Here is a 12,980-nt window from a genome sequence, read left to right as displayed (position 1 = left end):
CATCTGATAGACAATAGATGTATTCAAGTAAACATAATTTAAAAAGAATAACTGCATCATAGGCTTTTCTTCCTCTGTTTTCACTATATTTTTCTTTTACGATATCATATACAAAAGAAAAATCAATAATTGAATCTATTTTAACAAGAAGATGATCTTTAGGTACTAATTTTTCATATATCATATTTGTCATAATATCAATTTGTTGATTGTTCTTATTAAACATAAAAGACCTCCGAAAAAATATTTATGCATATTTATTATACCATAATATTTTTTCGGAGGTCTCCCACCCAGGTGAAATGTGACATTATATATTATTTGAAAAATGTCACATTTCACCTGGGTGGCACTTTTTTATTCTATAGTGTATTTATAAACCTCTGATTTTTTAAGTCCTCTTTCCTTTGCTACCTTCTTGATTGCATCCTTTTTGCTCAATCCTTCATCTATGTATTTTTGTATATGTTCGCCTATATCTATATCACTAAATTCTTGTCTTTTTTCCTCTTCAATTTCCTCTTTGCTTTTTCCCTCTAAAACTAACACATATTCTCCCTTTGGTTCTTTTTCTTTATAAACTTCTATAGCTTCAGATAAGTTTAATCTTTCTATCTCCTCATATCTTTTTGTAAGCTCTCTACAGAGGGATATTTTTCTATCTCCAAAATATTCATATAGGTCACTTAAAGTTTTTACAAGTCTATGTGGTGCCTCATAGAATATTATTGTTCTTGTTTCATTCTTTAGAGACTCAAGTCTCTCCCTTCTTTGTTTTCCTTCCCTTTCTAAGAAGCCTTCAAAAACAAACCTTCTTGTTGAAAGACCTGAAACCACAAGGGCATATAAAAAGGCAGAGGCACCTGGAACGTGTACAATATTTATATAATTTTCAATAGCAAGTTTAACCAAATCCTCACCAGGGTCTGAAATACCTGGTGTTCCTGCATCCGTCACAAGAGCTACACTCTCACCTTCTAACAATCTACTTATTATTTTAGGTCCCATCTCATATTTATTATGCTCGTGGTAGCTAACAAGTGGTTTTTTTATTTCGAAGTGGTTTAGTAGTTTTAATGTCTGCCTTGTATCCTCCGCTGCTATAAAATCAACTTCCCTTAGTGTTTTTATAGCTCTAAAGGTTATATCATCAAGATTACCAATTGGGGTTGCAACTAAATATAGTGTCCCTGCCATATTTAACACCTTCCGTATATATTTAAAATTTCTTGTGTATAAGTTCCATCCTCATTATATACATAAAGAGGTTCTTCTATCTTTAAAAAATCTCCCCCACATTTTACAGCCTCAATTAGAACCATTGTAGGAGCCTTATTTACCTTAGGATGAACAAATCTAATCCTCTTTGGATTAAATTTGTTATTATTTAATGCAATTATTATGTCCTTTAACCTCTCTGGTCTATGTATCATATAAAAACGTCCTCCACCCTTTAAAAGCCTCGAAGCAGAAAAACAAAGTTCATCTATATTTATTAGAATTTCGTGCCTTGAAATTGCCTTTGTATCCGACATATTTAATATACCTGATTTTCCTTTTTTATAGGGCGGATTTGAAATAACAACATCATATTCATTTATTCCAATGTAATTATAGCAGTCTTTTATATCCCCTTCAAATATTGTTATTTTTTCACTTAGCCCGTTTAATTCTACACTCCTTCTTGCCATATCTGCTACATCCTTTTGTATCTCCACTCCAACAATATCTTTTGGTTCATATTTTCCATATACAAGAAGGGGTATTATACCTGTTCCTGTCCCCAAATCAACTACCCTATCCTTCTTTCTAACTACCGCATAGGATGATAATAAAACAGCGTCAATTCCAAAGCAAAAATAGCTTGGATTTTGTATTATTTTAAGTCCCTTTAACTCTAAATCATCCAATCTTTCACCAGTCTTTAACATACGTCCTCCTTTTATTTTAGTGCTTCAATGTAATTTTTCAAATCCCTCTTTTCCATAAATCCTATGTGTACAGTTTCAATATTAAATTCTTTATCTATTATAACAGTTGTAGGTATTCCTGTCACACGGTATAATGCTGCTACATCAGTTTTTTCATCTAAAAGTGGTTTTATTTTGTAGTTCCTTTCATTTAAAAATGCCTCAACTGTTTTTTTGTCTTCTCCTACATTTACGAAAACAAAAACTACATTGCTATCATTCTTATACTCATCAACTAATTGAATAAAGCCTGGAAACTCTGCCTTACAAGGAGGACACCAAGTTGCAAAAAAGTTTACTATAATTGTTTTACCTTTATAATCTGATAATTTTATTTCTTGTCCTTCTATATTTTTTAATGTAAAATCTATTGCCTTGTCATTTGCCACAACATTTTCTTCTACTTGTTCAGTTTGATTTGTTTTATTCGTATCCTTTGAAGTCTTTGAATTTATTGAACATCCTGATAAAAATAATATACTAACTACCAAAATAATTGAAACTATTTTTTTCATCTTAAAAACCTCCTAAAATATTTGTTAAAATATATAGTTTTCCTGTAAATAATAAAATACCAGTTAATATTAATATTACCCCTGAAACTATTTTAATTACATTTGCCTTTTGCATAACAAATTTTGAAAAGGCTCTGGATTTATTTATAAATATTGAAAAAATCAAAAATGGTATTAAAAGCCCAAGTGAATACACAAATAGATAATATGCTCCTTTGATACTTGACTGTCTACTTGCTGCAAGCATCAAAACACTTGATAGTATAGGACTAATACAGGGAGTCCAACCAAGCGATAGACTTACTCCAAGCAAAAAGGAAGAAATTAAACTACCCCTTTTTATTTTAAAATCAATCTTTACTTCTCTATTTAAAAAATCTAATTTAATTACTCCTAAATAGAATAATCCCATAAATACTATAAATACACCTAAAATTTTGTTAAGTAATTGCCTATTTATTAATAAAAATCTACCTATACTCCCCGATAGAGCACCAAGACTTGTGAACATTAAAGTAAAACCAATCATAAAGGCTATGGTATTGATAATAGTGTTTTTCTTATTTGCCGCTTCCCCTGTTATATAGCTTAAATAGATTGGTATTAAGGGTAAGAAACAGGGAGATAAAAAGGATAAAACCCCTTGTGTAAATACCAATATAGTTGATAACCTTTCCATACAACACCTCCAGTAAAGCTTTTATTATACCCTTATATGGTATATCTATATATTATCATATTTATATTTCTTTATCTATATTCATTTAATTATAAAAAGTTTTTATTATATAAAATAATAGGCAGGTATTTAATAATATCTCGCTATTTAAAAAGTTAGCCCCATGAAGGGTTTCAATAGGCTCTTTCATGAGTTTTAGCAAATCTTGCTTTTCGACTTTAAAAAAGTCCGTAATTCGGCACAGGATGTGCCGAGCCGAGCAGTCATCAGGACGATGACATTGCGAGGATAGGACTTTTTTAAATAAAGAAAAGCTTAGATTTGCTTAACGAAATGAACCGATGCCCAAGAAATCCTTCATGGGGCTAATCAATATATAACTTTTTAAACAGCCTGAAGTATTTAACAATACCTGCCTATTATACACATAGTATGAATACAAATATAAAAAGGCCTTGTTAGGCCTTTTTACTATGTAGATTATTCTTGAACTGGAGCTCCTACTGGGCAAACATTAGCACAGTTTCCGCAGTCGATGCAAGCATCAGCATCAATAACGTAGATTGAATCTCCTTGGCTTATGCAGTTAACTGGACATTCTGAAGCACAAGCTCCACAGTTTACGCAAGCGTCAGTAATCTTGTATGCCATAAGTTTCACCTCCTGAAAACTTCTAATGCTATTTTATCACGTTTTTTTTAATCTGAAAAGTATTACTTAGGCAAAATATAGCCATTATTCCTCTAAAAGGCTGTTAATATCTACATCAGATTCCTCTAATTCTTCAATTTCTGATTTAATCTCATCATCAGATATCTCTCTATGTTCATATTGTCCCTCGATTAGTTCTATATTATGTACAGAATATGTTTTAATTTCAACATCATCTGGAGTTTTTAGCTTAACCTTAACACTTTCTCTTATTATGCTGTTTTCCATAACCTCTCCTTCTCCATCAGGAGTTTTTACAATCGAACCTACTACAGGAGTTATTTTTCTTATCTCCTCATAGGTCTGCTGCTCATAGTTTAAGCAACACATAAGTCTTCCACATACTCCTGATATCTTAGAGGGATTTAAAGATAGGTTTTGTTCCTTTGCCATCTTTATAGAAACAGGTTCAAATTCACCTAAGAAGGTTGCACAGCACATAGGTCTTCCGCAAGGGCCAAGACCTCCAACCATCTTAGATTCATCTCTTACGCCTATCTGCCTTAATTCTATTCTTGTCCTAAATATTGCTGCTAAATCCTTTACAAGCTCTCTAAAGTCTATTCGTCCATCTGCAACAAAGTAAAATATCACCTTGTTATTGTCAAAGGTATATTCTACATCAATTAGCTTCATAGGAAGACCGTGTTCTTGTATTTTCTTTAGGCATATTTGAAATGCATCCTCTTCCTTTGCCTTGTTCTGAAGATTTTTTAATTTGTCCTCCTCCGTCGCAACTCTAATCACCTTTTTTAAAGGTGCAACTATTTCATCCTCTGTTACTTCCTTTTTTCCAATAACAACCTCACCAAACTCAATTCCTCTTGCTGTTTCTACTATTGCATAATCACCTTTATTTATATCAAGTCCGTCTGGGTCAAAGTAATAAATTTTACCTGCCCTTTTAAATCTTATGCCAACTACAGTAACCATATTAAACCTCCTGTAAATCTAAAAGTAGCACCGTTATAGCCATTTGAAAATTAGCATTCTTATCTATGTTACCCTTTGCACTTAAAAATAGTTCTAAGAATTTATTTAATCTCTCGTGTGAAAACACACCACTTAAATTCCTTATAACATCTATCTTATCGATATTCAAGCAGTAGTCTTCCCTTAGTGTATTTTTAAAGACCGATATATCCCTAAGAAGAGTTATTATTATATCAAAAACAGAATCTATATTACCTTTATTTTCTGTAAAGAAGTCCTCTATCTTTATAAAATCTAAACTGTTAAATTGAGCCATCCTTGAAAATATATTAATTGTTTCATCCCTTAATATTTGATATTTGCTATCAAGCATTTTAAGGGCATTTCCTATAATACCATCACTTAAATTTGAATATAGTTCCGCCTTTTTTTCTTCAACATTTATACTCAATAAATATTCCTTAACCTTACTTGTTAGTATTCTATTTAATTTGTATATTTGGCATCTTGATTTTATTGTATCAAGAATTAAATTAATATTTTCTGCAAGCATTATAATAGTTGTATTAAGGGGTGGCTCCTCTAATGTTTTTAAAAATGCATTTTGCCCCTGAACAGTTATCAAATCTGCTCCCTTTATTATTACAACCTTTTTATCACCCTCGTAAGGCTTTGTGTTTATCTTTTCAGTAAGATTTCTAATGTCATCTACTCCTATACTATTTTTAGGGGAAATTACTATAACATCAGGATGATTATTGTTTTTCACCCTAACACAATTTAAACATACACCACAGGGTTTGTTTTCTCCTAAGCATAAAATATATGATGCCATAAACCTTGCAAATATGCTTTTGCCCACACCATCAGGACCCGTTATTATAAACGAATGGGCAAGCATGCCTTTATCTGCTGTTTTTAAAAAAAGCTCAACTTGAGCATCCTGCCCCATAACATTAATCATACAATCACTCCATTATATCCTTTCAAATCTTTCAACATCAAGAACAAAAACCGTTGCTCCTCCTATTGTAACTTCTACAGGCGTTGGAACAAACACTCCCGTTGAACCTACAATAGGTGATGGCATAGAAACAGCTCCCTTTCTTGTTTTACAAACATCCTGTATTATAGATAATACACTATCTACCTTTTCCTTTTCAACTCCAATTAACAAAGTAGTGTTACCAGCCTTTAAAAATCCCCCTGTCGTCGCAAGCTTTGTAACTTTATACCCATTGTCTGTCAATTCCTCTATAAGCTCAAATGAATCCTCATCGTGGACAATAGCAATTACAAGTTTCATAATTATTCCTCCCTTAATAAATTCTCAACTATCCCTATAATCTTATTATGTATAAGGTTAACGTCTAAAGTTGCATCAATCTCAAAGACATTTTTTCTTTTTCCCTTTAGTCTATTATACCCTTCATATACCTTTTTGTGAAACTCTATTTTTTCCATTTCCAACCTGTCAAGTTTTCCGGAATTTTTCTTCCTCTTTATTCCCTCCTCTGGTGTCAGCATAAGGAGAAAAACCGCATCTGGAACTAATCCTCTTGTTGCTATATTGTTTATTGCCTCGATTTTTTCTTCACCTATTCCCCTTGCATAACCTTGATAAACTATCGATGACTCAACAAATCTATCACAAATAACGACTTTTCCTTGTTCAATATTTGGAAGTATAAACTCCTTTACAAGCTGTGCCCTTGATGCTGCATATAAAAGAGCTTCACATATATCATCCATTTCTTTATTTTCTATATCAAGAATTACATTTCTAATCTTCTCCCCAATTGGAGTTCCCCCTGGTTCTCGTGTTAAAACTACATCAAATCCCTTTGAAATTAAATACTCTTTAAGTAGATTTATTTGAGTTGTTTTCCCTGCTCCATCTGGCCCTTCAAATGTTATAAATATTCCCTTCAAAAAACATCACTCCTTAATAACAAAAATATACTCTGAATTTTCATCACTTATTCCGTTAAAGGTTATTTTGCCTCTATTTTGTTCTACAAAATCTATTATATCATCAGTTATTTCCTCACCCGGCATAAGAAGAGGGACACCTGGTGGATATGGAACAAGCATCTCAGCACTAATACGACCTACCGCCTCTTTAAGAGGTAATCTCTCTTTTTTACTATAATAAGCCCTCCTCATATTTATTCGGACTTTATAATCCTTCTTTAAAAAAGACTGCCTTTTATTTTCACCTTGTATAAATTTATTTTTAATATCTAATAGTGCAGTATATAGATATTCATAATAATCTTCCTTGTCAAACATACTTCCTATTAAAACTATATTATTATCATCAGACATCTCAACTTGTATTTTGTATTTTTTTCTTAATATTTCATTTAGATTATGTCCACCTATATCAGAAAAGATAACTATTCTTGTTGCATCTATATCATTAATTTTATGCTTTCCTATCCCTTCAATGCCCAATGTCTTATAACCTATTAAATTAAGCCTATTTCTTAATTTATTTGCATAATATATTGTTTTTTCTACAAGTTCCCTACCCCTTCTATTCATTATACCTATTGCTGTATCAATAGAGGACATTAAAAGATATGATGGACTTGTTGTTTGGAACATATTTAGCATAAATTTTATACCATCAATGTTATCTATATTTACGTTTAAGATTGAACACTGGGTTAATGCTGGAGTTGTTTTATGAAGACTGTATACTGCAGCATCTGCACCAAGTTCAACTGGATCCTTTGGTAAGTATGTAGAGCATTTTAAGTGGGCTCCGTGGGCAGAATCTATTAGTACGTAAATATTCCTCTTTTTTGCCTCTTTTATTACTTTTTCTAAATCAAAGCAGGTACCATAGTAGGTTGGATATGTAAGAACTATTGCCTTTGCGTCTAAATTCTTATCCATTACATCTATTATTTCTTCAACATCTAATGAGACAGGTATGTTAAATTCTTCATCTATAGTAGGATTAACATACACAACTTCTAAATCCCCTAAAATACAGGCAGAATATACTGACCTGTGGCAATTTCTCTGTATTATTATTTTCTCCTTTGGATTTAAAAGTCCTAAAATCATACTATATATTCCTGCTGTTGAACCGTTAACTAAAAAGAAGCTGTGTTTTGCACCATAAAATTCAGAGGCTCTCTGCTGAGCTTGTTTTATTATCCCTGTTGGTACGTGAAGGTTATCAGTTCCATCTACCTCTGTTACATCTATTGAAAATAAACTTTCCTTTAAAATTTCAAGTTCATTGAAATTAAGTGTATTTCCTTTATGCCCAGGCATATGAAATCTAATGTCAACTTCCTCTTTATATTTTAATAGATCATCTACTAAAGACAATTTTACTCCTCCTTTAAGTTATTATATATATTATAACAAAAATATAAAAATATAATAAAGCAATACTATTACATAATTTATTAACAAATGTCAAAAAATAATATAAAAAGTTTGAGGAGTGGTATTATGAGTAAAACTATAATCCGTGAACTTGTTACTGGATATGTTGAAAATTTAAAGGAAAGGATATCTTCAATTGTTAGGGAATTATATAAATTAAGTGATGGCTCAAATTGTGAAAATATAGCCTATAACGAACTTATAAAGCTTCTAAAGGATGAAGGATTTAATGTAACTGAAATACCTGATATTAAAAATGCATTCATTGCAAAGTACGGAAGCTCTGCTCCTAATATTGCATATATTTGTGAATATGACGCTGTAGATGGTCAAGGATATATAAATGGACATAATATACAATGCTCTATGAATGTATTAGGTGCTATAGGGTTAAAAAGAGCTATAAACGAAATTGGTGGCAGCTGTACTGTTTTTGGATGCCCAGCTGAGGAAAAGGAGCCTACAAAGATAAAAATGCTTCAAAATAATCTATTTAGTAATGTAGATGCTGCCTTATGTGCACATCCTTATACCAAAACATTAGAAAGTGGTTCTTCTTTATCTATGCTTATTTCAAGTTTACAATTTAAAGGTTCTGCATCATCTGCCCTTGTAAACTTTGATAAAGGAATAAACCCTATAACTCCTGCTGCAATAACAATAACAAATATTGAAACAATTAAATCTAAATATAAAGAACACATATACATAAACTATACATTAACCGACTGTCTTGATAATGTATGCTCTATAGCAGAAAAAAGCTGCGTTAAGGTTTTAATTAAATCAGATCAAGACAGGTTAATAGATTTTATTCAAGATGATATACTTGATATAGCAAGGCTTTATTCAAAAATATATAGATGCGATTTTGAAAACAACACAATAGCAAGATATGTTCCCTTTAAAACACACCAGGAACTTTCAAAGGTATTTTGCCATAATCTAAAGGAAAAGGGGATTGTTGATATACACGGACCTATGATTATGAGCCAAAGTTTAGATATGGCAAACATAAGCTATAAAATACCCTGTATTCATCCTTATATAGGTATAACAGAGGATAATGTAGAATATTATACAAAAGAGTTTGCAGATGCAACTATTAAGGATTTTGCATTAGAACAAATGATAAAGGCAGCAAGTTCCCTCGCACTTACTGGAATAGATATAATTGAAAATACAAAAATAATAAGCCACTAACTTGCTAGTGGCTTTTTCTTCATTATATTGTTTATTTTATTTATAAAATTTGTGCTTGGTTCAAAACAGAAACTATAGACCTTGTTATCTAATTTGTATATAACTCTATATAGATTATGTTTCTTGGTTGAGATGCAATATTCCTTATATTCAATATCATCACATATCTTATCTATAACCTTCTCAACCTTCATTATACTCTTTATATCAATACTTAACTCAACTTTTCTTCTATTTCCATCAAATCTTTCTATAATTAGTTCATCATCTATTATTTGATATCTGTAACGTCTGTTGCATTTTTTCCATATCTTAAATTGTAGGACTATTAGAAGTAAAACTATAAGATACAATGCATAGTGAAAATTATTTAAGTATTTTTTTAAATCAGTTAGAACAACTGCAAAATTAAGTACACATAAAAAAGTTATTATACCAAGTATAAACTTTGCAAACCTCTTTTGTTTGTACTCAACTATTTCTCTGTATAAATACCCCATATATATCTCCTTCTCTCTAAGTTTAACAAAGAGATTATATGACATATCTTAAAATAATGCCACATTCAAAAGAGGCTAAAAAATCAAACCTTCTTTTAAAAAACGCTATTAATGAAAACTGTTAGGCTTAATTATAGTTATAAATAGTTTATCTCACTTTTGTTTAGTTTTTCTCAATATAATGATTGTCTATTGTTTGACAATCATTATATTATTATATTTCAACATACTTTATAGTTTGTTATAAGTCCATATTCCCATAAAATATACAACTTAATATTTGCTTCATTTCATCAAAGTTAACTTTTACAGGATTCACCCTTGTTGAACCCTTTAAAGAATTCTCTGTAAGTTCATCTATATTTTGAAAAAATTCTTTTTCATCTAATCCTAAATCTTTAAAAGATAGAGGTATATTTAAATTTTTGTTTAGCTCTACTACCTCTTTTATAAAGTCTTTTGTTCCAATTTGAAGTGAAAGATACTTAAGCCTTTCTTTTACCTCTTCATCCTTTGAGTTAAACTTTAGAACATAGGGTAGGCATACTGCGTTTAATAGACCGTGGGATAAATTGTATTTTCCTCCTATTGCGTGAGATATACCGTGGGCCATACCAAGCCCTACATTTGAAAAGGCACAGCCAGCCATACACTGATATTTATGCACCTTATCTCGTGCCTTTTTATCTCCATTATAAGACGAAACTAAATATTTAAATATTCCTTTTACTGCACCTTCTGATAGTACTTCTGTAAACTCATCTATGTTTTTGTTTATATAACATTCTACAGCGTGTGTTAATGCATCCATTCCTGTTTCAGCAACTACTTCCTTTGGCATTGAATATGTCAAGGTAGAATCTAATATTGCATAATCTGGTATAAAGGCATCTGATTTTAGACCTATTTTTATATCTTTTTCTTTATATGTTATAACAGATGCCCTTGTAACCTCTGTTCCAGTCCCTGATGTTGATGGTATTGCAATAAACTTTGTCCTACGCCTTATCTGTGGCAAAGTTGTTCCCTCTACCTTTTCTATATCTAAATCATATTCATAAAATAATGTTATAGCCTTTGCTGCATCTATAGGAGAACCTCCCCCTATACCAATTACAGTGTCAGGATTAACCTTCTTCATTTCTTCTATTCCTAATTTAACAACTTCTGTTGTAGGGTTTTTAGTAACTCCTTTAAATATATGTACTTCTACATTTTTTTCCTTTAAGATACCAATAAGTTTATCTATAGCCCCATTGTCAAACATAGACCTTCCGCCAGTTACAATTAATACTTTTTTCATCTCTATGTTCTTTATATATTCAATTGAATTTTCTCCTATTATAATACTTTTCCCGTGAAATTTAAGTTCCTTCATCCTACCACCCCGTATAACATTTTTATTTATTATAACATAAAAAGTTTCATCCTGGTTTATAATACCAAAATGAAACTTTTTGAACTACCACCACTTATAGAAGTGGTAGCTTTGTAGTCGATACTAAAAGCGGAGCAAATTATCCCACGCTCAAAGGACTGTTCCTTCCCCAGATATACCATTTACATAGCTAATTTTAGCTTGTTTTTCGCTCTAATTTTATATATTTTCACAACATTCATCACCCACTTATAGAAATGGGCGACTTATGTTGCTGATTATGTTGAATTTTATATATAAAAAAGAGGGTAAAATCACCCTCTTAAAACATTTTTGCTATCATACTGCCTAATAATACTCCCAAAACTCCAACAACACCAGGTAATGTTGGTGGTGCTGGTAGTGGTAAATTCAGCTTCTTAAATAGAGCACCCAATATCATTCCTGCAACTGTTGCTAATAGTATTGTCATCATCTTACTTTCCCTCCTTTAATTATTTTGAAATCTTATCAATTACAACTGAACCAAGCCATACACCAAAGATACCCATAAAGGCATCAATAGTTGGTGGTGCTGGTACAGGTAGGGAAAGCTTTTGAAATATAAATCCAACAATCATTCCTGTAAGTAGTGATAATACTACAAGCTTTGCCTCCTTCAATGCTCCTTTCTCCTTTCAATCATAAACCCTCCGCCCACCCTAGCTATTATATTCTATATAAATTATTCTCAAAAATCAATAGAAAAATGTGCTATACTATTTTAAATTTTAGAAATATTATTGGTATTTATTGTATGATTGGGATACTCTCTGAAATTCAATCTATATTTCTAAAATCACTCTCAAACAAGAAAGGACAGGCATTCTAATCGAATACCCGCCCCAACAATTGACAAAGAGCCAAAATAAAAAGCTACCTTATTGGTAGCCTTCTATGGTGCGGGCGGAGGGACTTGAACCCCCACGCACTGGGCACTAGATCCTAAGTCTAGCGCGTCTGCCAATTCCGCCACGCCCGCTCGTTACATATTTATTATATAATATATTTTTTAAAAATGCAATGATAAAATTTGGCGACCCAGAAGGGGCTCGAACCCTCGACCTCCGGCGTGACAGGCCGGCACTCTAACCAACTGAGCTACTGGGCCATACTATCTTTAAGCGACCTACTCTCCCACACCGCGCGGTGCAGTACCATCGGCCCTGCAGTTAAATAGCGTATTCGGAATGGATACAGGTGCTTCCTCCACAACATTGTCATCAAATATTTTAAATGTTTGAAGTTTGATGTTGGATGTTAGACCTTTTACGTATTCCTAATGGGTCACTATTCCAACTTCAAGTTCCTTCAAAACTGCACAGCCAAGAAGTTCTTTTCTAACTTCTAATCTCTAACATCTAACTTCTAAATTGATCAAGCCCTCGACCTATTAGTACCAGTCAGCTAAACGCCTCACGACGCTTACACCTCTGGCCTATCAACCTGGTGTTCTTCCAGGGGTCTTACTAGCTTACGCTATGGGAAATCTCATCTTGAGGTGGGCTTCGCGCTTAGATGCCTTCAGCGCTTATCCCTTCCGAACATGGCTACCCAGCTGTGCCACTGGCGTGACAACTGGTGCACCAGAGGTTCGTCCATCCCGGTCCTCTCGTACTAAGGACAGCTCCTCTCAAATTTCCT

Annotated in this window: 15 protein-coding genes, 2 tRNA genes, 1 rRNA gene and 1 pseudogene; 1 reads left to right on the top strand and 18 read right to left on the bottom strand. The window is 32.3% G+C overall.

What is annotated here, in order from left to right; all coding sequences use genetic code 11:
• The 11 genes and pseudogenes from A3M9_RS13815 to A3M9_RS15030 all read right to left on the bottom strand — a co-directional run.
• Positions 1 to 226, bottom strand: a pseudogene (locus A3M9_RS13815) (IS5/IS1182 family transposase); the annotation flags it as partial.
• A gap of 131 nt (positions 227 to 357) precedes the next feature.
• The gene (gene rsmI, locus A3M9_RS0111190) at positions 358 to 1,197 is read right to left on the bottom strand and encodes a 16S rRNA (cytidine(1402)-2'-O)-methyltransferase (protein ID WP_027309294.1); all 840 of its coding nucleotides are present in this window, start codon (positions 1,195 to 1,197) and stop codon (positions 358 to 360) included.
• 2 nt (positions 1,198 to 1,199) lie between these two features.
• Positions 1,200 to 1,931, bottom strand: coding sequence for a tRNA1(Val) (adenine(37)-N6)-methyltransferase (locus A3M9_RS0111185; protein ID WP_027309293.1), 732 nt, complete (start codon positions 1,929 to 1,931; stop codon positions 1,200 to 1,202).
• A gap of 11 nt (positions 1,932 to 1,942) precedes the next feature.
• Positions 1,943 to 2,485 (bottom strand): TlpA disulfide reductase family protein, encoded by a 543-nt coding sequence (locus A3M9_RS0111180; RefSeq protein WP_027309292.1) that lies wholly within the window; start codon positions 2,483 to 2,485, stop codon positions 1,943 to 1,945.
• Position 2,486: 1 nt separating this feature from the next.
• Positions 2,487 to 3,164 (bottom strand): cytochrome c biogenesis CcdA family protein, encoded by a 678-nt coding sequence (locus A3M9_RS0111175; protein WP_027309291.1) that lies wholly within the window; start codon positions 3,162 to 3,164, stop codon positions 2,487 to 2,489.
• A 480-nt stretch (positions 3,165 to 3,644) separates the two neighbouring features.
• Positions 3,645 to 3,815, bottom strand: a complete 171-nt coding sequence (locus A3M9_RS0111170; RefSeq protein ID WP_018660104.1) for a DUF362 domain-containing protein — start codon at positions 3,813 to 3,815, stop codon at positions 3,645 to 3,647.
• 84 nt (positions 3,816 to 3,899) lie between these two features.
• Complete coding sequence (locus A3M9_RS0111165) at positions 3,900 to 4,808, bottom strand: stage 0 sporulation family protein (RefSeq protein ID WP_027309290.1); 909 nt, start codon at positions 4,806 to 4,808, stop codon at positions 3,900 to 3,902.
• 1 nt (position 4,809) lies between these two features.
• A complete protein-coding gene (locus tag A3M9_RS0111160) occupies positions 4,810 to 5,772 on the bottom strand; it encodes a DNA polymerase III subunit delta' C-terminal domain-containing protein (protein WP_027309289.1) in 963 nt (320 codons plus the stop codon).
• 12 nt (positions 5,773 to 5,784) lie between these two features.
• Complete coding sequence (locus A3M9_RS0111155) at positions 5,785 to 6,114, bottom strand: cyclic-di-AMP receptor (RefSeq protein ID WP_027309288.1); 330 nt, start codon at positions 6,112 to 6,114, stop codon at positions 5,785 to 5,787.
• 2 nt (positions 6,115 to 6,116) lie between these two features.
• Complete coding sequence (tmk, locus tag A3M9_RS0111150; protein ID WP_027309287.1) at positions 6,117 to 6,740, bottom strand: dTMP kinase; 624 nt, start codon at positions 6,738 to 6,740, stop codon at positions 6,117 to 6,119.
• Between the two features lie 6 nt (positions 6,741 to 6,746).
• Entirely contained in the window at positions 6,747 to 8,156 is a 1,410-nt protein-coding gene (locus tag A3M9_RS15030) for an aminotransferase class I/II-fold pyridoxal phosphate-dependent enzyme (protein WP_027309286.1), read from the bottom strand.
• 126 nt (positions 8,157 to 8,282) lie between these two features.
• On the opposite strand from A3M9_RS15030, the gene A3M9_RS0111140 reads away from it, so the two are divergent.
• Positions 8,283 to 9,419, top strand: a complete 1,137-nt coding sequence (locus A3M9_RS0111140) for a hypothetical protein (protein WP_027309285.1) — start codon at positions 8,283 to 8,285, stop codon at positions 9,417 to 9,419.
• Here the strand turns inward: A3M9_RS0111140 and A3M9_RS0111135 are convergent.
• The 7 genes from A3M9_RS0111135 to A3M9_RS0111100 all read right to left on the bottom strand — a co-directional run.
• Positions 9,416 to 9,919, bottom strand: a complete 504-nt coding sequence (locus A3M9_RS0111135) for a hypothetical protein (protein WP_027309284.1) — start codon at positions 9,917 to 9,919, stop codon at positions 9,416 to 9,418. The two genes, A3M9_RS0111140 and A3M9_RS0111135, sit on opposite strands and share 4 nt — an antisense overlap.
• A 241-nt stretch (positions 9,920 to 10,160) precedes the next feature.
• Positions 10,161 to 11,297, bottom strand: a complete 1,137-nt coding sequence (locus A3M9_RS0111130) for an iron-containing alcohol dehydrogenase (RefSeq protein ID WP_027309283.1) — start codon at positions 11,295 to 11,297, stop codon at positions 10,161 to 10,163.
• Positions 11,298 to 11,619: 322 nt separating this feature from the next.
• On the bottom strand, positions 11,620 to 11,772 hold the full coding sequence (locus tag A3M9_RS13810; RefSeq protein WP_035166499.1) for a XapX domain-containing protein: 153 nt from the start codon (positions 11,770 to 11,772) through the stop codon (positions 11,620 to 11,622).
• A gap of 19 nt (positions 11,773 to 11,791) precedes the next feature.
• A complete protein-coding gene (locus A3M9_RS14495) occupies positions 11,792 to 11,959 on the bottom strand; it encodes a XapX domain-containing protein (protein WP_073249434.1) in 168 nt (55 codons plus the stop codon).
• A 275-nt stretch (positions 11,960 to 12,234) separates the two neighbouring features.
• Positions 12,235 to 12,318 (bottom strand) — tRNA-Leu (locus A3M9_RS0111115).
• 52 nt (positions 12,319 to 12,370) lie between these two features.
• A tRNA-Asp gene (locus A3M9_RS0111110) sits at positions 12,371 to 12,447 on the bottom strand.
• A gap of 262 nt (positions 12,448 to 12,709) precedes the next feature.
• Positions 12,710 to 12,980: ribosomal RNA gene (locus A3M9_RS0111100) — 23S ribosomal RNA — on the bottom strand; the annotation flags it as partial.

Source organism: Caloramator sp. ALD01, from assembly GCF_000472625.1.
In the GTDB taxonomy this organism is placed as follows: Bacteria; Bacillota; Clostridia; order Clostridiales; family Caloramatoraceae; genus Thermobrachium; species Thermobrachium proteoclasticum.
The sequence above is the reverse complement of the archived record's forward strand: the minus strand, read 5'-3'. Positions and strand labels throughout refer to the sequence as shown.

Excerpts from the sequence above, each read along its gene's own strand:
- A3M9_RS0111180 (WP_027309292.1), bottom strand. The coding sequence starts at position 2,485 with ATGAAAAAAATAGTTTCAATTATTTTGGTAGTTAGTATATTATTTTTA.
- A3M9_RS0111135 (WP_027309284.1), bottom strand. The coding sequence starts at position 9,919 with ATGGGGTATTTATACAGAGAAATAGTTGAGTACAAACAAAAGAGGTTT.
- A3M9_RS0111140 (WP_027309285.1), top strand. The coding sequence starts at position 8,283 with ATGAGTAAAACTATAATCCGTGAACTTGTTACTGGATATGTTGAAAAT.
- A3M9_RS13810 (WP_035166499.1), bottom strand. The coding sequence starts at position 11,772 with ATGATGACAATACTATTAGCAACAGTTGCAGGAATGATATTGGGTGCT.
- A3M9_RS0111170 (WP_018660104.1), bottom strand. The coding sequence starts at position 3,815 with ATGGCATACAAGATTACTGACGCTTGCGTAAACTGTGGAGCTTGTGCT.
- A3M9_RS0111165 (WP_027309290.1), bottom strand. The coding sequence starts at position 4,808 with ATGGTTACTGTAGTTGGCATAAGATTTAAAAGGGCAGGTAAAATTTAT.
- A3M9_RS0111185 (WP_027309293.1), bottom strand. The coding sequence starts at position 1,931 with ATGTTAAAGACTGGTGAAAGATTGGATGATTTAGAGTTAAAGGGACTT.
- A3M9_RS0111175 (WP_027309291.1), bottom strand. The coding sequence starts at position 3,164 with ATGGAAAGGTTATCAACTATATTGGTATTTACACAAGGGGTTTTATCC.
- rsmI (WP_027309294.1), bottom strand. The coding sequence starts at position 1,197 with ATGGCAGGGACACTATATTTAGTTGCAACCCCAATTGGTAATCTTGAT.
- A3M9_RS0111130 (WP_027309283.1), bottom strand. The coding sequence starts at position 11,297 with ATGAAGGAACTTAAATTTCACGGGAAAAGTATTATAATAGGAGAAAAT.
- A3M9_RS0111160 (WP_027309289.1), bottom strand. The coding sequence starts at position 5,772 with ATGATTAATGTTATGGGGCAGGATGCTCAAGTTGAGCTTTTTTTAAAA.
- A3M9_RS0111155 (WP_027309288.1), bottom strand. The coding sequence starts at position 6,114 with ATGAAACTTGTAATTGCTATTGTCCACGATGAGGATTCATTTGAGCTT.